Annotated in this window: 14 protein-coding genes and 11 pseudogenes; 8 read left to right on the forward strand and 17 right to left on the reverse strand. The window is 56.0% G+C overall.

Translation table 11 applies throughout. From position 1 onward, the window contains the following. Window positions 1–231: 231 nt before the first annotated feature. The 8 genes and pseudogenes from GPOALKHO_RS03945 to moaA form a co-directional block, all read right to left on the reverse strand. Window positions 232–414 carry a hypothetical protein gene (locus GPOALKHO_RS03945; protein WP_406703096.1) on the reverse strand — a complete coding sequence of 61 codons (183 nt, stop codon included), beginning with the start codon at window positions 412–414 and terminating at the stop codon, window positions 232–234. A 208-nt stretch (window positions 415–622) separates the two neighbouring features. After that, window positions 623–891 (reverse strand): annotated as a pseudogene (locus GPOALKHO_RS03950) (DEAD/DEAH box helicase); the annotation flags it as partial. A gap of 302 nt (window positions 892–1,193) precedes the next feature. Next, window positions 1,194–1,339: pseudogene (locus GPOALKHO_RS03955) on the reverse strand (L-cystine ABC transporter ATP-binding protein YecC); the annotation flags it as partial. Between the two features lie 79 nt (window positions 1,340–1,418). Further along, window positions 1,419–1,514, reverse strand: a pseudogene (locus GPOALKHO_RS03960) (ATP-binding cassette domain-containing protein); the annotation flags it as partial. A 157-nt stretch (window positions 1,515–1,671) separates the two neighbouring features. After that, window positions 1,672–1,848: a hypothetical protein gene (locus tag GPOALKHO_RS03965; protein ID WP_406703097.1), complete on the reverse strand. Its 177-nt coding sequence runs from the start codon at window positions 1,846–1,848 to the stop codon at window positions 1,672–1,674. A gap of 490 nt (window positions 1,849–2,338) precedes the next feature. Continuing rightward, window positions 2,339–3,003, reverse strand: a pseudogene (locus tag GPOALKHO_RS03970) (Bax inhibitor-1 family protein). Window positions 3,004–3,156: 153 nt separating this feature from the next. Beyond that, window positions 3,157–3,541, reverse strand: a pseudogene (moaE, locus tag GPOALKHO_RS03975) (molybdopterin synthase catalytic subunit MoaE). A gap of 43 nt (window positions 3,542–3,584) precedes the next feature. Beyond that, window positions 3,585–3,686, reverse strand: a pseudogene (gene moaA / locus GPOALKHO_RS03980) (GTP 3',8-cyclase MoaA); the annotation flags it as partial. A gap of 248 nt (window positions 3,687–3,934) precedes the next feature. Here moaA and yvcK point away from each other — a divergent pair. Beyond that, window positions 3,935–4,846: a uridine diphosphate-N-acetylglucosamine-binding protein YvcK gene (gene yvcK / locus GPOALKHO_RS03985; RefSeq protein WP_406703099.1), complete on the forward strand. Its 912-nt coding sequence runs from the start codon at window positions 3,935–3,937 to the stop codon at window positions 4,844–4,846. 69 nt (window positions 4,847–4,915) lie between these two features. Here yvcK and uvrB read toward each other — a convergent pair whose 3' ends face one another. The 5 genes from uvrB to bioB form a co-directional block, all read right to left on the reverse strand. Then, window positions 4,916–6,925, reverse strand: coding sequence for an excinuclease ABC subunit UvrB (uvrB, locus tag GPOALKHO_RS03990; protein ID WP_406703100.1), 2,010 nt, complete (start codon window positions 6,923–6,925; stop codon window positions 4,916–4,918). 1,314 nt (window positions 6,926–8,239) lie between these two features. Then, window positions 8,240–8,932, reverse strand: coding sequence for a dethiobiotin synthase (gene bioD, locus GPOALKHO_RS03995; RefSeq protein WP_406703102.1), 693 nt, complete (start codon window positions 8,930–8,932; stop codon window positions 8,240–8,242). Next, entirely contained in the window at window positions 8,925–9,713 is a 789-nt protein-coding gene (gene bioC, locus GPOALKHO_RS04000) for a malonyl-ACP O-methyltransferase BioC (protein ID WP_406703104.1), read from the reverse strand. Before bioC ends, bioD begins: the two co-directional genes overlap by 8 nt. Continuing rightward, complete coding sequence (gene bioF, locus GPOALKHO_RS04005) at window positions 9,682–10,857, reverse strand: 8-amino-7-oxononanoate synthase (protein WP_406703106.1); 1,176 nt, start codon at window positions 10,855–10,857, stop codon at window positions 9,682–9,684. The genes bioC and bioF overlap by 32 nt, the downstream gene beginning before the upstream one ends. Next, a complete protein-coding gene (gene bioB, locus GPOALKHO_RS04010; RefSeq protein ID WP_406703373.1) occupies window positions 10,857–11,894 on the reverse strand; it encodes a biotin synthase BioB in 1,038 nt (345 codons plus the stop codon). Before bioB ends, bioF begins: the two co-directional genes overlap by 1 nt. Window positions 11,895–11,997: 103 nt before the next feature. Here bioB and bioA point away from each other — a divergent pair, with 103 nt between their 5' ends. From bioA to GPOALKHO_RS04025, 3 genes and pseudogenes are all read left to right on the forward strand, one after another. Then, window positions 11,998–13,287, forward strand: coding sequence for an adenosylmethionine--8-amino-7-oxononanoate transaminase (bioA, locus tag GPOALKHO_RS04015; protein WP_406703108.1), 1,290 nt, complete (start codon window positions 11,998–12,000; stop codon window positions 13,285–13,287). Window positions 13,288–13,385: 98 nt separating this feature from the next. After that, window positions 13,386–13,700: a hypothetical protein gene (locus tag GPOALKHO_RS04020; RefSeq protein ID WP_406703110.1), complete on the forward strand. Its 315-nt coding sequence runs from the start codon at window positions 13,386–13,388 to the stop codon at window positions 13,698–13,700. A gap of 377 nt (window positions 13,701–14,077) precedes the next feature. After that, a pseudogene (locus GPOALKHO_RS04025) lies at window positions 14,078–14,478 on the forward strand (YbhB/YbcL family Raf kinase inhibitor-like protein). Here GPOALKHO_RS04025 and pgl read toward each other — a convergent pair. Beyond that, window positions 14,462–15,457: a 6-phosphogluconolactonase gene (pgl, locus tag GPOALKHO_RS04030; RefSeq protein ID WP_406703112.1), complete on the reverse strand. Its 996-nt coding sequence runs from the start codon at window positions 15,455–15,457 to the stop codon at window positions 14,462–14,464. The pseudogene GPOALKHO_RS04025 and the gene pgl sit on opposite strands and share 17 nt — an antisense overlap. Before the next feature lie 283 nt (window positions 15,458–15,740). Here pgl and GPOALKHO_RS04035 point away from each other — a divergent pair, with 283 nt between their 5' ends. Beyond that, complete coding sequence (locus GPOALKHO_RS04035; protein ID WP_406703114.1) at window positions 15,741–16,295, forward strand: hypothetical protein; 555 nt, start codon at window positions 15,741–15,743, stop codon at window positions 16,293–16,295. Window positions 16,296–16,305: 10 nt separating this feature from the next. Here GPOALKHO_RS04035 and ddlA read toward each other — a convergent pair whose 3' ends face one another. Together ddlA and GPOALKHO_RS04045 are read right to left on the reverse strand one after the other, a co-directional pair. Next, window positions 16,306–17,415 (reverse strand): D-alanine--D-alanine ligase, encoded by a 1,110-nt coding sequence (gene ddlA / locus GPOALKHO_RS04040; RefSeq protein WP_406703116.1) that lies wholly within the window; start codon window positions 17,413–17,415, stop codon window positions 16,306–16,308. Between the two features lie 359 nt (window positions 17,416–17,774). Continuing rightward, window positions 17,775–17,834, reverse strand: a pseudogene (locus GPOALKHO_RS04045) (AcrZ family multidrug efflux pump-associated protein); the annotation flags it as partial. A 196-nt stretch (window positions 17,835–18,030) separates the two neighbouring features. Between GPOALKHO_RS04045 and GPOALKHO_RS04050 the strand changes: the two are divergent. The 3 pseudogenes from GPOALKHO_RS04050 to galT form a co-directional block, all read left to right on the forward strand. Beyond that, window positions 18,031–18,419: pseudogene (locus tag GPOALKHO_RS04050) on the forward strand (molybdenum-dependent transcriptional regulator); the annotation flags it as partial. A 1,161-nt stretch (window positions 18,420–19,580) separates the two neighbouring features. Then, a pseudogene (locus GPOALKHO_RS04055) lies at window positions 19,581–20,407 on the forward strand (NAD-dependent epimerase/dehydratase family protein). A 74-nt stretch (window positions 20,408–20,481) separates the two neighbouring features. Beyond that, window positions 20,482–21,217 (forward strand): annotated as a pseudogene (gene galT / locus GPOALKHO_RS04060) (galactose-1-phosphate uridylyltransferase); the annotation flags it as partial. A 120-nt stretch (window positions 21,218–21,337) separates the two neighbouring features. On the opposite strand, the gene zitB reads toward galT, so the two are convergent. Next, complete coding sequence (gene zitB, locus GPOALKHO_RS04065; RefSeq protein ID WP_406703117.1) at window positions 21,338–22,240, reverse strand: CDF family zinc transporter ZitB; 903 nt, start codon at window positions 22,238–22,240, stop codon at window positions 21,338–21,340. Window positions 22,241–22,589: the final 349 nt, after the last annotated feature.

Here is a 22,589-nt window from a genome sequence, read left to right on the forward strand (position 1 = left end):
CGGGGAATCCAAACCGAGGCGGACTTTGACCGAGAATCGCTTTTCGCGGTCTGATAAATCGGCTCAGAATCTTTCAGGAGCGTTACGCCGCCGCTACCGTTGACGGTTTCGACGGGTAGCCGCAGTTGAGATCGGCAGCCAAGGATCTCAGCGCCGCCGCACGCCAGACATTCTCCGTCAGCCGGCGGGCCTTTCCACAGCCATTACAGCTGCACGGGGTGCCGTCAGGCGTCAGGCTATCTCGGTGCAATTCAGGGAAAAGTTGGTAGAAGGATTTTTCCGGAGAAGACCTCCACTACCCGCGAATTTGGTGATACAAAAATCGTAATCATTTTCGTAATCGTTTATTTCGCACAACAGCTCGCGGACCAGCGTGTCAAGCACGCCTTCCATCAGAGCCAACACGACACGCATAACGCCACCTGATCACTAGCAGTGGCGCACTAGTAGGGGAAAATCTTTGCGAAAAGCAACAGATAAACACCAAAATATCGGCCGCCACCAAGCACAGAGCTGCCATGCTTAAAATCCGCCACCGCCCAGGTACGTTCGCCATGTCTCTTATTCTGTGATGACGACGTCAGTGAACCGTCCTTGTAAGCTGCGATATCGCGCCGAGCCTGAAGATAGCGGAAAACATCAGACTATGACGTTTTGTCGGCAGCAGCTTCATCATCATCCGGCGGATATTGTGAATAAAGCTCATACTCAGCATGCAATCGACCTCATCCAGCACCAGATTCCACATGAGAAAGATCGGCCGCGCGCTGCTGAGCCAGCTCTAACATGCGCCTCGGGGTCGCCCACCAGCATTTCCACGCCGCTGCGCAGTTTCATCATCTCCGAGCTGATGTTGATACCGCCGAACACCACCAGCGAGTACATGTCGATCGGCGAAAATATTATCGAATACATAATGGGTGGCTTGTTGCTGAACCGGCGTCGGTTCGAGATAGTCCTGCTCCGAGATAGTCCTGCTCCACTAATGCGCACAAAATTTCGCTCGGGGGATAATTGGATGGAAGGCCAAACCTTACCATGGTGAACGGACAAGCAACGGTAAGGGGGACGGTAAGGGGTTATGGCAAAATATTCGGCTTTTGGCACAAGTATCCGGTAAATGACTGTAATATCTTCCCCGCCACAGCGGGGATTAACACGGCGCGGCGAGCCGGCGCGACTATGAAAAGAGCTGGGTGTGCGAACGCCTCGCGCGCGGGCGCTTGCGCAACGACGTTGCCTTCATCCATGAAATCGCATGGTCGGCAACGTCACGGGTGAGCCCAATCTCGTGGGTAACAATACCCATGGTACGCCGCTCCACAGCGAGTGCGTGGATTTGCCCTTTCTGACTGTTAAGGGGCGGCTAGCGCAATGGTCTCTCACCTAAATACCACCGCCGTCCGGTGTTTCCAGCAAATACTGCGCAGCAGTGTGGTTTTACCGGATCCGCTCGGGCCGACGGCGGTCAACACCTTGCCGAGATTCACCGCGAAGTCAATACCGTTGAGCACCCTATGGTCATTTGGTCATTGGATCACTTCACCTAGCCTTTAACTTCAATAATGCTCATCGGATCTCCAAATGATGATAATCAAACACAGCGCTGGCACACCGCCGGTGTGTATGAACACGAGCGGCCAGCTGGAGAAGCAACCACGGTTCAGACCGTCAATAAACCCCATCGCCTTGCCGGTACACACCGGGTCTAGCAGGATACCCTCCGACGCGCCAGTAGAGCAATTGCCTCGCGCCCCTCTCGTCGTTGGCTACGCCATACGCCATAGTAGAGGAGGGGTAGTACTCGTCCAAGGGGATAATGTCCGCCACCGGTATCAGTAGCGACAAGCGTTTACTCGTCTGCGCGATAAGTCCTACAGTTAAGGACTGCTTGCTCTACGCGGCGCGAGACGGTGAGGCCACCATGGCCGTTTCCGGCAACACGGCGCTCAGACCGACCGCTAGCCCTGCATACGTGCCGCCGCTGCCCAAAAGCAGCACTCCACCCCTGATTGAATGATCCCTTGGCACGGCACCGGTGGGCGATTTCCAACATGCAACCGGCACAGAACGACCCGGCGCGTGTTGAAGCCGCCAACACAACATACAACATACGCCATTAGCGCGCCGTCATGCAACCCCATTTGTCCGCCCGCGCTGCCGTCTGCCGCAGGGCACCAACGGCAAGAAATTCCAACTTACCCAGCTTGTTGCCGCCCAGGCCCAAACTGGGTAAGATCATCACACTTGATGAAAGATCATGCCGAGAAACTCGGCAGGTGGGAAGATGTTCGAGGCGTCGGCAGGCCAAGATTACACGTAGTTCAAGAGCTCCAGTTTAGCGTCGGTTGTCGAAAATACGCAGCAACATCAAGAACAGATTGGAATATTTGCGAAGCTGGTCTTTGTTTTCCGACAACAGTTGCGCGCCCATGTTCTTCAATTTCTGGGTGTCATAGGCGGTTAGTCCACACGAATACTAGCACGCCGATATATGTCACCGCCACATCAGCGCGATGCTTTTCAGCCAGATATTCACCGACGAGGCTAGTACAATACCGATGAGCGCTATAAACAGCAGGTTACCAAAGCTGATTAGTGGTATAGCCATAAAGCGTCATAGTGCCAAACATGCCGGCGATCCGCCACGAAGGTGCTGGCGATGGAGGAAACGGTGTAGACGATGAAATTCTGACGATGAAATGCTGGCAAGCGTCAACCCGCTCAGAGCAGAGTAGAGCATAAAAAGCGATGTTGCCACCGCCCAGCTGAGGCGGTTAATTATGCCTGAAATGACAAACACCAGCGCAAATTTGGCAATGATCATACTCAAAAGACTATCTGGCTTGAATTGCAACAAGCGTGTGGAAGGCATACCAGGCTACGAAGGCAGTTAACAGTAATCCGCGGGTCATCCAAGCCGTAGGCCTGCGCTATAAACGGCTGCACTGCGCTATTGGCGCGCTCTACGATGAAGCCCTGGAAGTGAGAAAAGCAGTCCATGACTATCACCTTTGTGGTAGCGAACGAAATATACCAGGCCGAACACGGGCTAAACACCTAAACCGTACGACTGATCCACCTCAGCCAAGCACACCATAAAAGTGCGGCCGGATCCCATTCGCCTGCGGCGCACCAAAACTCAGCTGATACCATCTATCTCACTTGGAATGTGTTCTTCCCTTCAGCGCTCAGCTGGTCGCTGGTGCGCGCATCCAGCCAGCGATTGCCGGCGAGGGGAGTTTCCCGCTTCCAGAACGACGCTTGTGGGTTTTGAGCAGATCCATCATATATTTCGGCGGCGGTAGACGCCACTCACTCCAACGAACACGATACACTCGCCGGCGCCACGATTTCCGCCAGCGCTTTCTCGATCATGCTTGGACAATGTTCCAGGGTTTCGGCCCCAAAATTATGTTTGTGCACTTTGCCGGTAAACGTGACGACCGCGCCATCGGTATCGCTGACGGACAACCAGGCAGGCATACAGCGCCGCCACGCCGAAATCCGCCAGGCCGACCCCAATCAAGGTAGCGTCCATTCAGATTCCGGCGACCGGTGGGGAAAACACCACTTCATCAATCGTCAGGCAGGCAATAGGCGCAGCTAAAATTACAGATGTCCGTGATTGACAAGTGAAGATAGTAAAACCTGTGCTCAAACATATCGATAAATTGTGACACAATAACTCCTCTCCAAATACGGGAGATGTCAGCATTTCGCGTAAAGATTTGGAGTGATACTACTATTTTGCTCAAAGGCGCAGAAATGGTATACAACAATATATATGGCGTTAATATTACAATGATTTTCCCATTTCATTTCCTGAAATCTCCCGCTATGCGCTTGTTGTGCCGATTCGCTTTTACAGGCAAATCCGCTATTTTATGCCACACTCAGCCTCAGTTACCTGTTTCACACAATCAGGAGAATTATGCGCAACCGAACATTGGTCGATTTGGACCAGGTGGTAGCCCTGGGCGGCGGCCACGGCTTAGGTCGGGTCATGTCTGCGCTTTCCTTTCTTGGATCACGATTGACGGGCATCGTGACAACCACCGATAACGGCGGCTCTTCCGGGCGTATTCGCCAGTCTGAGGGTGGCATTGCCTGGGGCGATACTCGCAACTGCCTCAATCAACTTATCGCCGAACCGAGCATCGCCTCGGCGATGTTTGAATACCGCTTTGGAGGCCAGGGTGAGCTGGCGGGCCACAACCTGGGCAATTTAATGTTAAAAGCGCTGGATAATCTTAGCGTCAGGCCGCTTGAAGCCATCAACCTGATTCGCAACCTGCTGAAGGTTAACGCCAGCCTGATCCCGATGTCGGAACAGCCGGTGGATTTGCAGGCCACCGTGCTGTCCGGCGATACCGTGTATGGGGAAGTTGCCATTGACAGACTACATGAACTGCCCATACAGCTGAAGCTCACAGCGCCGGTTCCGGCGACGCGCGAAGCGTTGTTAGCTATCGCCGGCGCGGACCTTATCATTATCGGCCCCGGCAGCTTTCTCACCAGTCTGATGCCGCTACTGCTGGTGGAAGATTTAACGCAGGCGCTGCGTCGCACCCCCGCGCCGATGATCTACTTGGATAACCTCGGCCGCGAGCTCAGCGTGGCGGCGGCAAATATGACACTGACGCAAAAAGTGCGCATGATGGAGCAGGCTATCGGCCGGGAAAAGGTTATCAACGGGGTGATTGTCGGGTCGGAAACAGAGACGGATGGCCTCGCGGAACGCATTATCATACAGCGGCTGCTGGCGGCGAACGACGAACCTCATCATCACGATCGCGGGTTACTGCGCCAGGCGCTGGATCTGGTCCTGCAGTCACTTGGCTAACCGTTGGAGACAGTGGTCAGTGGCGCCGCCGGCCATGCGAGAAAACCTCCACCGAGGGCAGCGTCGCCATCATGAGACGGCGATGAATTGCTCACGCAGAGCGCGAACTTGGTCGCGTATGCTGGCTGCCTTTTCAAATTCTAGGTTCTGCGCATGTTGCTGCATACGGGTTTCCAGCTCGCGGATCTTCCGCTCTAGCGTTTTCGGCGTCAAATCACCACACTTGGTCGCCGCTTCCATCGCCTTGCGTTTTTTATGCTTCGCGTACACCGGAGACTGACCTAGTTCCATGATATCGGCGATTTGCCTATTCAGCGCCTGCGGAACAATGCCGTTGGCTAGATTATACGCATGTTGTTTCTCGCGTCGACGCTCAGCCTCCTCGATCGCACGCGCCATGGATGGCGTGATTTTATCGCCATACAGGATAGCTTTGCCGTTGAGATTACGCGCCGCGCGGCCGATAGTCTGGATGAGCGAACGTTCCGAGCGCAAAAAGCCCTCTTTGTCGGCGTCCAAAATCGCCACCAGCGACACTTCAGGCATATCCAGACCTTCGCGCAGTAGGTTGATACCGACCAGAACGTCGAATTCGCCGAGACGCAAATCGCGAATGATCTCCACCCGTTCTACGGTTTCGATGTCTGAATGAAGATAGCGCGCCCGCTCACCGTGTTCTTCGAGATATTCGGTCAAATCCTTGGCCATCCGCTTGGTCAGCGTGTTAACCAGCACACGCTCGTTTACCTGTACCCGCCGGCGGATTTCCGACAACAGATCGTCCACCTGAGTAGTGACCGGCCGTACCTCAATTTGCGGATCCAATAGACCGGTGGGCCGCACAAGTTGGTCTATTACCTCGTTGCCGCACATTTTCAGCTCATAGGGGCCGGGCGTGGCGGAAACATAAATGGTCTGCGGCGCCAGTGCGGCAAATTCTTCAAACTTCATCGGCCGGTTATCCAGCGCAGAGGGCAGGCGGAAACCGTATTCCACAAGGGTCTCTTTACGCGCCCGATCGCCGCGATACATTCCACCGATTTGCGGAATGGTAACGTGGGACTCGTCCACCACCAGTAGACCGTCAGCGGGCAGGTAGTTAAACAGCGTTGGCGGCGGCTCACCAGGTTCGCGGCCCGATAGATAGCGAGAGTAGTTCTCGATCCCCGAGCAGTAGCCCAGCTCATTCATCATTTCCAGATCAAAGGCGGTACGCTGTGACAGGCGCTGTTCTTCCAGCAGCTTGCCGTTGGCTATCAGCATCTGGCGCCGTTCCGTCAGTTCCACTTTAATATTTTCCATCGCCTGCACCAGACGCTCACGTGGCGTGACGTAATGGGTTTTAGGGTAGATGGTGTAACGGGGTACTTCCTGGTCGACGTGGCCCGTGAGTGGGGCGAACAGCAACAAACGCTCCACTTTATCGTCAAACAGCTCAACCCGCAGCGCCACTTCGTCGAACTCAGCGGGAAAAATATCGATGACCCCGCCGCGCACCCGGAAAGTACCGCGCTGGAAAGGCTGATCTTTACGGGTATATTGCAGCTCGGCAAGCCGGTTAACGATGCTGCGCTGGGAGACAATCATGCCGCGCGTCAGGTGCAGCATCATTTTCAGATAAGCGTCAGGGTCCCCCAGACCATAGATAGCGGAAACTGAGGCTACTACGATGACATCGCGCCGCTCCAGCAGCGCTTTGGTGGCGGATAAGCGCATTTGCTCAATACGCTCGTTAACAGACGCATCCTTTTCAATGAAGATATCGGAACTGGGCACATAGGCTTCCGGCTGGTAATAGTCATAGTAGGAAACAAAATACTCCACCGCGTTATCGGGGAAAAAAGCCTTCATTTCGCCATACAGCTGCGCCGCCAGCGTTTTATTAGGCGCCAGCACCATGGTTGGACGGTTCAGATCGGCTATCACATTCGCCACAGTAAAGGTTTTCCCCGAGCCGGTCACGCCCAACAGGGTCTGATGGGCCAGACCATCTTCCAACCCTTCCTCCAGGCGACGAATGGCCTCAGGCTGGTCACCTGACGGTTTAAACGATGAAACCAGTTTAAATGCTTGATTCATCTGCTATGACTTCCTGCTGGAAAGTAAGTGGCGGGACACTCTATGGATATAGAGACTGCCACGCTATTTTACCAGTCACTACTGGATACAATACCAGTAATCTGACATTATCGCAACCCGATAGTGCATATGAGGGGAAAAGTGTTGACTTGAGGCGGAAAAGGTGATCAACATACACATGGCCTGTGGCGGCGCGAGGCAGTCCTTATGGTGAGGCGCGAGCGCCGCCGAGCGCGCTTACAAATTTACTTGATTTTATATAACTAGTTTTAAAACGTAAATAATTACAAGCATGGGTAATACAGGCAAAACGCAATCAAGCCGCTCCCGCCCTTGCCCCGGCGCGTTTTCCTAAATCTAATACACACGGCTATCCATAGGAATAGTGGATAACTCCCACCACATCGATTGTGGCTCGCGTTCCACAAATTGAATAACTTGAAAGACGAGAAAAGGTTTTAGTTATTTTATCTTTATTACGGACTGCGTTATGCCAAAATAACTAGTCCTACGACAAGCTGACGTCGTCGTGCTGGCGATGGGCGCGGTGCCGCTGCTCTCTGATAGAGCTGCTCTGGCACCTTGTACCACAAAACGTGCTCGGCACCAACAAAGTGCATTACTCTGGACTTTTTCCGACAAAGCGCTGCGATGAATACTTTTCTCAGCACATCCCTGTCTAACACGCCTCCGAAGTAACTATTGGCCTGAAGTTGCCACGCTCTCAAGCCTACATTCCGACATCGCCCGCGCCGCGCGGCATTAGTTATGCCCATAGGAGAAGCAGGTTTTCCAAATTGAGAGCAGAGGAGAATCTTCACGTCACCTTGCTGATCTATCGCAATCATACAGGCAGGTGCCGGAAATAGTGCACGATTTGTTTCCCTTTTCTACGCCATGCGACAGCAGCGCGCCAGCGAACCCACCGCCGACCACCAGTAACAACTCACCATCGTCCGGTCACTGATACCGAAACCTGAGTTATTGATTCCTGATGAGCCTATCAATGACCTGGCTGACGGCGGTGGCGCAAGCGTTCGGCGACATTTTGCAGCGTATGTAGCACGACTTCGGGCTGACTTTATTGCTGGTGGAGCAGTGATTCCTTTTGCTGGCGATCGCTATTTCCCGTTGGAGGGCGGCCGCCATGTAGCCCAGGAACAAGCAGGACAATGTGCTGATTCAAGTTATTTGGCGAGTTGACCAGGCCTCAAGGCACGCTTTACTATCTCAACTACTGTTTCCAGCAGACCTTAGCCGACAGCCATGACGATGATGAGCGGGGCCAAATGCCACCGACCGCCTCCGATAAAGTCAGGGCGAACGGACCGCGTCCAGCAGCGACAGATCGAGATAGTTCGCAAGAGTTGTAGTGCCCGCCGCCTTGAGCCAGGGAATTTCGCCCAATAGCGGGGCCGCCAGTCGCTCTTGCAGCGCTGTCAGGTAATCTTGCAGTCGATGGGTCGTTGGCGCGGGATGGTTGGCAATCCACCCCGCCAGACGTAGCCCAGCCTGGCGCACCGCCAGCGCGGTCAAAAGCGCATGGTTGATGCAACCGAGCTTCAACCCAACCACCAGAATCACTGGCAGACCCTCAGCGGCCACCCAATCAGCGTAAGAGAGCGTTTCCCCCAGCGGAGTAAACCAGCCTCCCGCCCCTTCAATGACCAGCCAGTCCGCAGCAGTTTCCAGCACGCGAAGCCCCGCCGATAACTCGGTGGCGGCGATAGGCCGGCCCTCATCGCGGCTAGCAATATGGGGCGAGGTCGACTCGATAAACGCCAGCGGATTAACCTGATGATACGCCAGCGCTACGTTGCCATTGGCCATTAGCGCCAGCGCATCACCGTTGCGTGGCCCTGCGGGGGTCAGTTCACATCCCGAGGCTACCGGTTTATACCCCGCGGCGCAATAACCCGCACGGTCGGCGGCCTGCAATATCGCGCAGGCCGCCAAAGTTTTACCAATATCGGTATCGGTTCCGGTAATAAAAAAACGTTTAGTCACGGTAAAGCACCCCATACACCACGCGATAACTGAGCGGCAGACCAGCCGGATGGTGCGGCCAGTTGGTTTCCAGCGCCCGCAGACGGCCCCGGCTGGTTAAACCGGGGGCTCGTCCGCCGTGTAAATACCCGGCCCCCACCCCTTTTATCTCCCGCAGCAGGTCGGTTAGGCTCGGGTAATACAGATGATGCGGTTCGGTCAGCAGGCGATACCGATAGGGAGCAAACGCTTCGGCGATCGCGGCCTCAGAAAGGAAACCATTGATGTGCACACCGCTGTCCACCAGTCCCCACGCCTGTTCCAGTTCGGCCAATGACCCCGATGCTAGAGTGGATAAAGCCAACGTGCCGCCGGGCCGCAGCACGCGGTGCAGCTCCGCCAGCGCCCGCGGCAGAGAATCGCACCACTGCACCGCCAGGTTGCTGAAAACACCATCCATCGATCCCGTCGCCAGTGGCAGTCGTTCAATATCGCCCAATAGATATGCACCCGCAGACCGCTGCTGGCGGGCACGGGCCAGCATGGCAGCGGAGAGATCCAGGGCGATGACCCGCTGGCCCTGCGCCTGCCAGCGTCGGCTAAACCAGCCGGTACCGCAGCCCGCATCCAATAGACGTTGCCCTTTAACCAGTCCGATTAGGCCGCAGAGGCGATCGCCGCAGGCGCGCTGAAACGTCGCATAGCGGTCGTAATGCGGGGCAGCGCGGCTGAAACTGTGGGCGATGCCCTGCTTGTGATCGACAGATGATTCAAGCGTTGTGTGGTAAATCGGATTGCGCATCGGATAAAGCCTCCAGCAGTGCATCGATATCCTGGGCCTGATGGGCGGCTGTGAGCGTGATACGCAGCCGCGCGCTGCCGGGCGGGACAGTAGGGGGGCGGATCGCTGTCAGCCACACGCCGCGCTCGCGCAAGCGCTCCGCCAGGCACAGAGTGCGCAAATTATCCCCCACCACCAACGGCTGAATCGCGGTATCCGACGGCGCTAGCCTAAACCCGAGCGACACGGCACCGCGGCGAAAACGGGCGATATTGTCATCAAGCCGCTGGCGCAACGCGTCCCCGCAGCGCACGATCGTCAACGCGGAATCAATGGCCGCTATCTGCGCCGGCGGCGGCGCGGTGCTATAAATCAAGTGGCGTGCGAATTGCAGCAGATACTCCGCGACAGGCGCCGCGCAAAGCACTGCCGCACCGCTGACCCCAACCGCTTTGCCAAAGGTGACCACCAGCAGCGCCGGTCGGTCTTCCAGCGCCCAGGTGCAGCCACGCCCTTCTTCGCCAACCACGCCAATACCGTGGGCATCATCCACCATCAGCCAGCCGCCGCCCGCCTGCGTCGCCTGTGTCAACGCTGCTAGCGGCGCCCGATCACCGTCCATACTGAAAACCCCCTCTGTGACCACCAAGCGATTACCGGCACAGTCCTGCCGCATCAGACGTTGCAGGGCGAGGGGATCATTATGGGCGAAACGCCGTAATTCTGCCGGCGACTGGATGGCCGCCTCTAGCAGGGAAGCGTGGCTCAAGCGATCCGCCAAAATATGATCACCTGAGGCCGTTAACGCACCCACCACTGCGTGATTGGCGGCAAACCCCGAGGTAAACAGCAGCGCGCGCGGGTAACCCAGCCAGTCGGCCAGCCGCTGCTCCAGCTGCTGATGATAAAGGCTGTAACCAGTAACATGTCCCGATCCCCCCGACCCCACTCCCTCCTGCGCCGCGCCACGCTGCCACGCTGCAATCACCTCAGGGTGTCGCGCCAGTCCGAGATAATCATTACTGGAAAAATTCAAGTACGATTTATCGCCGTCGTGAAGGAAGCGACCGTTGCCGCCGCTTACTGCCCGGCGTTCGCGATATGTTCGCTCCCGATGCCGCTGTACCAGCGCATCGTCGATGCGTGTCATCCACTCGCCGGCCATTAGCGCGCTGCGTTGTAGTATTGCGGCGTATCCGCTGCCAGCAGTTGCCCGATCAGTTGCGCCTGCTGATCAACGTCGCCATCGGACGCGGCACGACGCTCGATATTAATACCCAATTTGCGAAACAGCGCTATGTCGCGATCTTCTTCCGGGTTAGGCGTAGTGAGTAATTTGCACCCGTAAAAGACGGAGTTGGCGCCGGCCATGAAACACAGCGCCTGGGTTTGTTCGTTCATCTGCTCCCGTCCCGCAGACAAACGTACGTGGGATCGCGGCATCATGATGCGCGCCACAGCAATGGTGCGGATGAAATCAAAGGCGTCCACATCGTCGTTATCGGCTAGAGGCGTCCCTTTCACTTTCACCAGCATATTGATCGGCACGCTTTCCGGCGGCGTCGGTAAATTGGCCAACTGCACTAGCAATCCGGCACGATCGCGGATATCTTCACCGAGCCCGACGATGCCACCAGAGCAGACTTTGATGCCCGCCTGACGGACTTTGCTCAAGGTATCGAGCCTGTCCTGATAACTGCGAGTCGTTACGATGCTGCCGTAAAATTCCGGTGAAGTATCTAGGTTGTGGTTATAGAAATCCAGTCCCGCCTCCGCCAGCCGCTCTGCCTGTCGGTCGTTGAGCGTGCCGAGCGTCATACAGGTTTCAAGTCCCATCGCTTTTACGCTCTGCACCATTTGCTCCAGCAGCGGCATATCTCGGTCATGCGGATTTTTCCAGGCGGCCCCCATACAAAAGCGTGTAGAACCGGCGTCACGTGCTTTACGGGCAGCGTCAAGCACCTGCTGTACCTGCATCAGACGCTCGCTTTCAAGTCCGGTATGATAACGCGCACTCTGCGGACAATATTTGCAATCTTCGGGACAGGCGCCGGTTTTAATCGACAGCAACGTGCTGACCTGTACTTCACCGGGCGTGAAGTGCAGGCGATGCACCTGCTGGGCCTCAAACAGTAGATTAAGAAACGGTTTATCAAACAGCGTATTGGCCTGCGCCAGAGTCCAGCGTTGAGAAGTTGACATAACGGTTACCCACAGCATCTTGAAGGAAATAGATGGCACCAGTGTAAAGTTTACCGCTATACTGTCAACCATATATTTAAATTTTAGTTTACAGGATATTTCGATGCAGGCCGATGACCTCGCCTTCGACAGCCGCCATATCTGGCATCCTTACACCTCCATGACGCATCCGCTGCCTACTTATCCCGTCGTTTCTGCCGCCGGCTGCGAGCTGACCCTAAGCGGCGGCCGCCGACTGGTGGACGGTATGTCTTCCTGGTGGGCGGCCATCCACGGCTACAATCACCCGGTGATAAATCAGGCGATGAACGACCAAATCAGTCGCATGTCCCATGTGATGTTTGGCGGCATTACCCATCCGCCTGCGGTGGCATTGTGTCGTCGCCTGGTGGCGCTGACGCCAGAGAGCCTGGAGTGCGTCTTTCTAGCGGATTCCGGCTCGGTGGCCGTGGAAGTAGCGATAAAAATGGTACTGCAATACTGGCAGGCGCGCGGCGAACCACGCAGAGAGTTGCTGGCCATGCGCCAGAGCTACCACGGCGATACCTTCGGCGCGATGTCAGTTTGCGATCCTGATAACTCAATGCACAGCCTGTACCAGGGCTACCTGCCGCCGCACCGGTTTGTCGACGCGCCCCAGCGCCGTTTTGACGAGGTTTGGCGCGAAGGCGACGATGCACAGCTGGCCGCGTTGTTTACCGCCCACCATAGCACGTTGGCGGCGGTGATCCTGGAGCCCATTGTCCAGGGCGCGGGCGGAATGCACTTTTATCACCCCGAATATCTGCGGCGGGCGCGAGCGCTGTGCGATCGCTATGGCGTACTGCTGATTGCCGATGAAATCGCGACCGGTTTTGGCCGCACCGGCGAATGGTTCGCCTGCAATCACGCCGGCATCACGCCGGATATTTTGTGCTTGGGAAAAGCCTTAACCGGCGGCGCCTTGACCCTTTCCGCCGTGCTAACCCGCCGCCATGTGGCGGAAATGATCAGCGACGGCGATGCCGGCTGTTTCATGCACGGCCCGACGTTTATGGGCAATCCCCTGGCCTGCGCCGCCGCTAACGCCAGTCTGTCGCTACTTGAGGACGAAAGCTGGCGCCCGCGCGTGGCGGCGATCGCCGCCCAGCTCAGCACCGGACTGACGCCACTAACCGACCATCCGCGGGTGCGCGATGTGCGGGTACTCGGTGCCATTGGCGTGGTGGAAACGACACAACCGGTGAATATGGCGGCGCTACAGTGCTGGTTTGTCGACTGCGGCGTATGGATCCGTCCTTTCGGTAGGTTGATTTATCTCATGCCGCCTTACATTATTTCACCGGCGGCGCTGGCGCGGCTTATCGACGCCATCGCCGGTGCTCTGGACAGGTCGGTGCATTTCCTCTCCTGACGCGCCGGCGGGGTGCCATGCGCGCCCGGTCACATACGCAACCACTGAACGTAACGGGAGACGAATCCGACGTGCCATTATCCATCGGGCCGCAATCGATGGAGAGCATTGATGAAAGTGGCCATGATCTTAACATCCCAGATCTTAACACCCCCATGACCGGTTGGGCGACACCGATAAGCAGACCGGTCCTGGCTTTCTTTGGTCGCACCGTATTATATACCCTGTACGACACCGGTGTAGAGATGACCTTGGCCTCGCCGAAAGGTAGCCAACCGCCGCTGGTTCCGAAAAGTGATGAACCGGACGTGCAGACCCAGGACACTGAACGTTTTGCACCGGCCGTGCTACGCGGCAGGCACGGCGCTAGCGGCGATCGTCAGAGTGGATACGTTGCGGGCCGAGGATTTTGACATGGTGTTTTATCCCGGCGACCATGGTGCTTATCGAGCAAACGTTCGCCGATGGCAAACCGGCGGCCGCCGGTTTGCCATGCGCCAGTCGTATTGCATCATGCGAAAAGCCTGACGACACACCGCTGGTGGCGAGCAAGCGTGTAATCGGTTAAGTTGTCCCGTTCCTGGTGGAAGATGAATGCCGGCGACTGACGAACGATTTGAGCGCACCGACGATTGACAGTCCTACTTGGTAACGGATGGCCCTTTGGTTACCGATCAGAATCATACCTCATCGACGGCGACACGCACAGAATTTACGATAGGATAATGCCAGCGCGCTTACCTTAATCAGCAACGATCTGCAGCCCGGCTAGACGTTACCCGAGCGGTATATGTTCAACGGTATTGGATATCAAGGTGATAATATTTCGCCGCATCTGGCGAAAAGCTTCGTGATCACCGTTTTTGACTCAGACTCGCCGATCGGCCCCGGCAATATTCCGGCAGACGTACGCATGCTACCACAGGGCGCTGGCTCCGGCCATGACCATCTACAGACGGGTATGGTTTAGGGACGCACGGATTTCGGCAGCACGGGTTATGGCGGCGCGCCACCGCCGGGTGGAAAACGCACCGCTACCAGCTCACCATCCATGCGCTGGATGTCGAACATTTGGAGGTAAATGAAAACGCCAGTGACGCGATGATTGGCTTTAACGTGCATTTTCACACGCTTGGCAGCGCATCACAGGTGGCAAGGCGCAACACGTGGCATTTTACCGCGCCAGAATAGACACCCACATCGGCCCCTGCCCAACAGCGTAGCGCGCCAGCGGCGATAGTTCACCCGATTGCCTCTCAATAGCATACACCGTAATATGGTGCGATTTCTGCCCGGCAGCTACCAAAAATCGCCCCTGGCTATCGATATTAAATCCGCGTGGCTGGGTTTCTGTTGCCTGATGACCTAACAGACGCAATACACCACCGTTTTCCGTCACTGCAAACCGGCTGATGACGCTGGCGATACGATCGCAACAGTAAAGCCAGCGACCGTCGGGGGTAATATGAATATCTGCCGCCCAGCGGGTGTCGCCGAAATCGTCTGGCATAATGTCCAGCGTCTGCACAATGTGCGGACCGGCGCCGGCAGCGTCAATGGCAATCACGTTGACCGTGCCGCTAAGTTCGTTGATGACGTAGGCATAATCCCCGCCGTGATGGAATGCCATGTGGCGCGGCCCGGCCCCGGCCACGCTGTCCAGCGCCGCAGGGGTAAGGGGTACTAAACGGCCGGCTTCGCCAATCGCATAGCGCCGGATACGATCTTCTTGCAGGCAGGGCACCCACAGCACCTGATTGGTAGTATCGACATTGGCCGAATGGCAATGGATTAACCCTTTAAACGTTTGTTGTGGCGCGCCAACGACACCCTGTTCGTCGATGGGGCTGACGCTCAAACAGCTGTTGCTATAGGAAACGCTGTACAGAGTCGTGCCCTGCAAATCGGTGGTCAGTTGCGTCGGGCCGCCCGGCAGTGGCGCTATTCCGGCCTCGCTCAGCAATCCTCGTTCATCGATGCGGTAGCTGACCACGCCGAAGGCAGGTCGAACACCGATATAGAGGTATGTGTTCGACGGGTGGATTGCCATCGGCTGCCCTTGCCTGCGGGCATCCACGACTTGCAGCAAGGTTAGCGCACCCTGTTCGTCCATTTGCCAGACGTGAATTTGCTGACTTTCCGGGCTGGCAACGTAGACAATGTGCTTCATGTGTTCTCCTCATTTCGCTTTTGTGGCGGCATGGCGTTTGGCAAGGTTCGTCACATCAACGGCACGCCTCAAATAAACCTGCCACCGTTAAGGCGCGTTATCTACCGAGATTATCACGGTTTTCGCCGCTGCACCGAGGGTTGTAACATTGCTACACTAGAAAACTATTTATTATTACCTTATTTGTCCTAGATCTGGACGGCACGTTGCTGATCCGACAGAAACGTATACTGCTGGAATCCATTACCACTTTGCGCCAGATGCGCGACGCCAGCCTACAAGTATGGTGGTCACCGGCCTACTCGTCCTATCGGCGCGAGAGATAGACACGCCAACAACTTGCACCATACACACCCTGTTGTATGTGGATGAATGCTGTATTAACACCCGAGCGATCATGTTCTGCGTTTCCTGGCCTAGTTTGAAACTCTACCGCCGGCGCAGCCGCCCAACGCATGTGCAAATGGACAGCCTGGCGGTGGCGAAAGAGGCGACGGCGATTTGGAAGTTCACCACCTCCAACGTAGATATCGCCCTAAGTGGCAACAATAAGGCCCGCCAGTTGACACACTGGGGGACGCCGCCCTCGGCATGGCGATGGAGCAACGATGCTATCAAAGCGCGCGCCGATGTGGTTATCGGCGACAACAACGCGCCGCCCATGATTTTATCCGCCAGCGCCTGCTGGCTTGACACACTCGCCAGGGGCGATGCGCCATTGCTGGCCGCACCTTCCTGTCCGAACCAAAGCCGTTCGCTGACCTGGCGCCTTCATCCAGCAGCCCGCGGCAGATCGGGTGCCCACCCGGAGAATGAACGGTCTCAGCATGCCAAATAGCGAACGTGTCTCAGCGCTCGGTTTGATTGATGTTCGCTGTGCTGGCGCGCGCCAGCGCCAGCGTGATAAGGCGCTCTACCAACGCTGAATAATTCAAACCGCTGGCTTTCCACAGTTTGGGGTACATACTGACGGAGGTAAAGCCAGGCAAGGTATTGACCTCGTTTAGCAGAATCTCACCTTGCTCGGTCAAAAAGAAATCCACCCTCGCCATCACGCTACAGCCCAGCGCTAGATACGCCTGCCGAGCTGTCTGGCGGATAGCGTCTGCGACGGGCGCAGTCAGCGACGCCGGAATAACCAGTCCAGCATGGGCGCCCTTCAAATATTTGGTGTCATAGGCGTAAAATTCGTCGTTGGCGAGGATCTCGCCGCAGACGCTCACTTCCGGAGAGTCGTTGCCTAGAACGGCGGTTTCGATTTCCCGTCCGATTACCGCCTGTTCAACCAAGACTTTAACATCATAACGGAAAGCCAGCGCCAACGCCGTGTCAAATGTGGCCCGGTCGGACACCTTGCTGACCCCCACCGACGATCCCTGACTGGCAGGTTTAATGAACAGAGGCAGGCCAAGCTGGCGAACGATAGCGTCGAAATCCGGCGCCGCGTCGCCCGTGCGCAGCAGAGTCACCGAAAGCGTAACCGGCACCCCTGCGTCGCGCAGCACACGCTTTGTCATGTCCTTGTCCATGCAGACCGCCGACCCCAGCACGTCCGGCCCGGCATAGGGAATATTAAGAACCCTGAGCAGTCCCTGCACCGATCCGTCCTCACCGCTGGCGCCGTGCAACACCGAGAAAGCAACATCAATCGATGGCAATGGCTGGCCGTTGGCGACATCAATCAGCTGTGCCCGCTGCTGACCGGGCACGACAGCCAGATAACGCTGCGCCGGCGCCAGGCGAATGGCGGCAGGATCGTCAAGATTAAGCAGATAGTCCTGCTCATCGCACAACGTCCAACGCCCGTGTTTATCTACCCCGATAAGGGTCAAATCATATCGTTGCCGGTCGATGGCGCGAATGACATTCAACGATGAGCGCAACGACACTTCGTGTTCGGTTGATTGGCCGCCGAACAGTACCGCGACCCGTAGTTTGCCGCTTTCCCGTTGTTCCATTACATCCTCGTTGATTACTGAAATACTTATTAAACGCCCACAAAGTATGCGTAAAACCCCGCCAACGGCACATGTCCGAAGACGGTAATTATAACGACGAAACGGACTAACGGCGAAACGGACGAAAAGAGCAGGATCGGACAGGGGACGCGCTTCGGGTCGTAGGGCACGGGATAAGGCGCGAAGGAGAGTACCGCCTGGCGCAGTCGACGCGGGCACCGCGTCCGGAAGAACATGAAATGGGGCGCTAGACTTTAGACGTGCGCCTTGGCACGGGACGGCGGCGACCCGACTAGAGGCGGACGGGAAGCCGGTTTACATCGTCGTCCGACTGGTGATGCTGTTTGGGCTACCTAAATTTAAATGATATTGAACAAGTCTCCCAGCAGGTAAATCAGTCCCAGGGCAATCGTCATGACGACACTACTAAATGACGTAGTAGTTCAAGCATCGTTACCTTATATAGGTGCTAGTTGGCACATAGTGGTTATTTCATTATCTTTATACCAGTTTCTAGCCGCGGCGATTAGGCCTTTTATGTTATTTTGTGACTGGCGTTATTGCCGCTGGTCGTCGGATAAGCAAAAATTTCCTTTTGAGCCACGGGATTTCTGCATGCAGGCAGAAATTCTGTTAATCCGGAAACTCCATCAGCAACTGTTCGCCGACCCCCCCCGCATTGCGCTACTCAAACAGATCCGCGCCACCGGCTCCCCATCAGTCCAGGGCGCGAAACTGGCGGGCGTCAGCTGCAAAGGCCTGGGATGCCATCAACGCCATGGGCTCATTGGCGGAACAGGCGCTGGTAGTGTACGTAACCGGCGACAAAGGGCAGCGGCATTACGTTGACCTGTTACGCGGAGCGATTGCTACAACTCTACGACCTACTAGGGCAAATTCAGCAAAAAGTCTTCAATGTCCCGCAGGACGATAGCTTACCGTTAGACGGCCTGTTAGCGGTAATTGCGCGCTTCTCTCTGCAAGCCAGCGCACGCGGTCAATTTTCCATTGTTGCACAGCACTCTTAACTCATTTGGAACGCGGTAGGGAAAACGATGAAGCGCTTATTCTTCTACCAGGTAGCCAGCAGCTGTGCACCACGGCACTGACTGTGATAAACACTAGGTTAAAGTTATCGCCGCCGCAGCTGATAGCAGAATAATGCTGTGCTAAAGCCGGCCCGGCCGCCATTGACGTCGCCGCACAAATTCCCCGCTGCATTCAAAGGAACAATCGATGCCTTCACTGCAAATTTCGCAAGGCTTATTCCGCCTTAACGATATCCGCTAACGTGAGCATTACTACGGGCCAGAGTTGGGCTTGCGTCGGTGCCAACGGCAGCGGAAAATTCGCCCTGAGGCGTGTTGGTTGAGGAGCTCACTCTTTTGGATGGCGAACGCCACACCGACTATCGGCGCATTGCCCGTCTATCGCTGGAGCAAATACAGCGGTTGGAAGAGAAGTAGTAGTGGACTAAACCAACCTGCTGACCCCGGCAAAGATGACACAGGCAATACCTCAACGAAGATTATTCAGCAGCAGTGCCACGACAATGCGCGCTGCTAATAAATATTGGCGGATCAATTCGGTATCAGCCAGTTGCTAACACGCCGGTTCAAACACCTTTCCACTGGAGAGTTCTGTAAAGTGCTACTATGCCAGGCGCTGATAGTGCGGCCGGATTTGCTGATTCTTCGAGCCGCTGCAGGGTTTTAAGCCGCTTAACAGCCAGCTGGCGCGCCTCTGGACAGGCGTGTTGATTGGCCAAGATATGCCGAAGATGCATCGGAATGTATTGCCCACCAGCTAACCTTCGTGCCTGGCGGAGAACACTATCGCTATCAGCCAGAAACGTTCGACGCCTGACGTGGCGCTATCCAGGCCGGCGTCAGTGGCCGTGCCGGCCTCTCCCTGATACCACGCTGACGGACGCACTCCTTCCCTTGCGGCACGTCATCCTGCCCAAGAACTCGCGCCTTGTTCTCTTGCCGTCTCGGATCATCCTCTCCCTTGCGTGTAAGATTTACTCTATTCTCATTGCTGTTCACGCCCATTGAAGGGTGGTTGGGTAATAAGGAAGAGAGCGTAAGGCTGGCGCTGATGGGTATCTTTGCGCTAGTATGAGCGACAGAATGATCTTTTCCTTAGGTGGAGCATGCTAAGGTATCCTCGTTGAGGGAGTTGACTATGTCCTGATTACAGGTGGAATCGGTTACATCGGTAGCTATACCTGTTTGCAGCTTATCGTTGCCGGCGTCATGCCCGTAATTGTCGACAACCTATGTAACAGCAAAAGTTCCGTTATGGCGACCTTGGCCGATTAAGCGGTCACGCGCCGGTGTTTTATCAAAACAACATACGCGGCTGGGAAACTACTGGCGAAGATTTTCGCCGAGCACGATATTGAGGCGGTAATGCATTTTGCTAGGCAGGAGGCCGGCGTTGCCCAACCTAATATTCAGCTCCTCGGCCACTGTTGACAGCGTTCAGCCACCCCCTTACGACGAAAGCTTGCCAACCGGGCATTGCCAGCCCCTATGGTCGCAGCAAATTGATGGTCGAACAGATGCTTTAGGATCTGAAGAACGCCGATCTCCGCTGGATCATCAGTCTATTACGCTATTTCATCCGGTCGGTATCCATCCTTTATTTCCCAGGTACGATGGGATATCGCCCTCTCTGGTGATTTACGACAATGATTTTCGTGCTACCAGCGGTTCACGACTCCATATTCATGTTTTAGATTTGGCCGCTAGCCATCTTTCTGCGCTGACCACACTGCGCGACCGGCCTGGCGTGTGTACCTATCATCTTGGCTAAGCGGTGGAAGCCTTTAGCCAGGCGTGCGGTAAGTCACTGCCTTACCATTTCGTCTCCTGACGCGACAGCGATCTGGTCGCCTACTGAGCAGTGCTAGGAAAAGCTGCGCTGGAATTGAACTGGCGCGTCCACCCGAACGCAGGAAGATATAGTCCGCGACACCTGGCGTTGACAGTCCAGGCACCAGCACAGCTACCAGGACTAAGGGGATCTTATGCAACCGCTTAATCACATACCGGTCAGTGAATCCTGGTTTCACCTCACCGGGCCAAGCGCTCCTAGAAAGCCAGCAGAAAACGGCTTCAGCGCAAACTCTGCCGGCGTACAATCCGAACTGCCGCCTTTGTCCAGGCTCTACCCGCATTACCAGAGATCGTAATCCCGGCACTACGCGCGTCTTTACTAACGATTTTGCCGCGCTTATGCCAGATACCCAGACACACGGTCCAGCGATGAGCGGCTATTTCGTAGCCAAAGCGTCAGTGGTACCAGCCGGGTAATCTGCTTTTCTCCGGACCACAGCAAAACGCTTCCCGAGCTGTCGCTGCCAGCGCTTGGGGGCGGTGATCGCCACCTGGCGCGAGCAAAGCGCAGAACCAGGTAAAACCCATTCCTGGGTGCAGGTGTTCGAGAACAAAGGTGCCACCGTGCTCTGCTCCAACACCCATCCACACGGTCAGATTTTGGCCAACAGTTCCCTACACAACGAAGCCGAACGCGAAGACCGTTTGCAGCGAGAGTATTATCGAGTGCTTATCCGATCTGACGGCGAGTCAAGCGCCGACCTGGCAATGGCCCTGAAAAGCTCACCAACCAATATTCTTTCCCTTGCTCTATTGGCTGGCACGGCGCGCCCTTTACCGACGGCGACCATGCGCATTGGTAATTCGTGCGCATTTTTATTCGCCGCTACTGCACACTCCGCGCCACGGTACGTAAATTCATGGTAAGCCATGAAATGCCAGCGGAAACTCAGCGCGATTGGTTTTTAGCTAAGGGCCACCCATTCAGCATGCGATTAGCGGTTGCCTATCAAAAGGAAAGGGCCAACGGCAACGTCAGCCCTCTGGCCGGGTTACGGCCAGGTCGAGGTCTAGCGAGGTTAATGGTTGTGATGAGCGTGCAGGTTCACTGCGCCCTGATGGATCACACAATGATCTTCTTCGCAGAGCTGATACTCCATTTGGATGGTCGCGTGCTGGATGTGGTAGTGCTCAAGCAGATAATCCTGGATACGATGCAAGAGCCCGTCGTGGTCGCGGGGTAGAATGACCTGTACATGCAGCGTCATTAACGGCCGCTCGCCAACCTGCCAGAGATGGATATGATGAATATTGCGCACTTCGGGAATATTTCGCGTCATTTCTCGCTTGAGTTTCTGAATATTAAACTGCTGGGGCGTGCCTTCCAACAGTTCGTGCAGGCTTTCACATAGCAACCGCCAGCCGCTGCGCAGTACCAGACAAGAAACCAGAATCGACAACAGCGGGTCGATGGGTAGCCAACCAGTATAGAGGATCACCAGCGCGGCGATAATGGCGCCGACCGATCCGAGCAAATCCCCCCAAATATGCAGCGCCGCCGCGCGCAGATTAATATTCTTTTCGCCACTATTGCCGTGCAGTAGCCAGAACGAGACTATGTTCGCCACCAATCCGGCGACGGCGATGGACATCATGCTCCAGTCGGCGATGGGTTGAGGGACAAGAAAGCAATGCACGGCTTCCAATACGATCATTACCGTGATAAACAGCAGCGCCAGCGCATTGAGAAACGTCGCCAGCGTGGTCAAACGCAGATAACCAAAGGTGTGGCGGCTATTGGGTCGGTTGGCGGTAAAGCTTGCCGCCAGTAACGCCATCAGCAGCGCGGCGGTATCGGTCAGCATATGCCCGGCGTCCGCCAGCAACGCCAACGATCCCGATAACCAGCCGCCGACCGCCTCAACAAGCATGAACAGCGCCGTGATGATAAAAGCCGCCAACAGGCGTCTATGCGCGCTCATTTGCGCATCAGGTGACGGGTACTCATGTTCGTGCCCACGATGACTGCCGTGTTGCACCTGCGTTGCGGCTACAGATACGTGGGAATAGAGAAGATCTGCCGGCATAAATTTTCCTGTCTGTCTGGCGCCAAGCGGACGCTGGCGGCTTAGCCTGTATTCGTTCTCAGCCCGTGTCGCCCACAGAGTATATCGGTTATTGGCTGCATTGCCCTATCAGTTTAGGCGCAATCATCGCGTTTTCACCTACGCATTGTCGCCTGCTATCGCGGTAAAGGCTCCACCTTCAGGGTACATGCGTAAAGGTTTCACGCCTTCGCATGCGCCGCTTCCCATGTGGCGTGAATGAGTA

The sequence above is a fragment of the Sodalis sp. (in: enterobacteria) genome, assembly GCF_036327475.1.
Taxonomy (GTDB): Bacteria; Pseudomonadota; Gammaproteobacteria; order Enterobacterales; family Enterobacteriaceae.

What these genes read in the sequence shown, in the direction of transcription:
- bioA (WP_406703108.1), top strand. Translation starts at nt 11,998, where the DNA reads ATGCAGGCCGATGACCTCGCCTTCGACAGCCGCCATATCTGGCATCCT.
- bioB (WP_406703373.1), bottom strand. Translation starts at nt 11,894, where the DNA reads ATGTCAACTTCTCAACGCTGGACTCTGGCGCAGGCCAATACGCTGTTT.
- bioF (WP_406703106.1), bottom strand. Translation starts at nt 10,857, where the DNA reads ATGGCCGGCGAGTGGATGACACGCATCGACGATGCGCTGGTACAGCGG.
- uvrB (WP_406703100.1), bottom strand. Translation starts at nt 6,925, where the DNA reads ATGAATCAAGCATTTAAACTGGTTTCATCGTTTAAACCGTCAGGTGAC.
- GPOALKHO_RS03945 (WP_406703096.1), bottom strand. Translation starts at nt 414, where the DNA reads ATGCGTGTCGTGTTGGCTCTGATGGAAGGCGTGCTTGACACGCTGGTC.
- ddlA (WP_406703116.1), bottom strand. Translation starts at nt 17,415, where the DNA reads ATGGAACAACGGGAAAGCGGCAAACTACGGGTCGCGGTACTGTTCGGC.
- bioC (WP_406703104.1), bottom strand. Translation starts at nt 9,713, where the DNA reads ATGCGCAATCCGATTTACCACACAACGCTTGAATCATCTGTCGATCAC.
- zitB (WP_406703117.1), bottom strand. Translation starts at nt 22,240, where the DNA reads ATGAGCGCGCATAGACGCCTGTTGGCGGCTTTTATCATCACGGCGCTG.
- pgl (WP_406703112.1), bottom strand. Translation starts at nt 15,457, where the DNA reads ATGAAGCACATTGTCTACGTTGCCAGCCCGGAAAGTCAGCAAATTCAC.
- GPOALKHO_RS04020 (WP_406703110.1), top strand. Translation starts at nt 13,386, where the DNA reads ATGGAGAGCATTGATGAAAGTGGCCATGATCTTAACATCCCAGATCTT.
- GPOALKHO_RS04035 (WP_406703114.1), top strand. Translation starts at nt 15,741, where the DNA reads ATGGTGGTCACCGGCCTACTCGTCCTATCGGCGCGAGAGATAGACACG.
- yvcK (WP_406703099.1), top strand. Translation starts at nt 3,935, where the DNA reads ATGCGCAACCGAACATTGGTCGATTTGGACCAGGTGGTAGCCCTGGGC.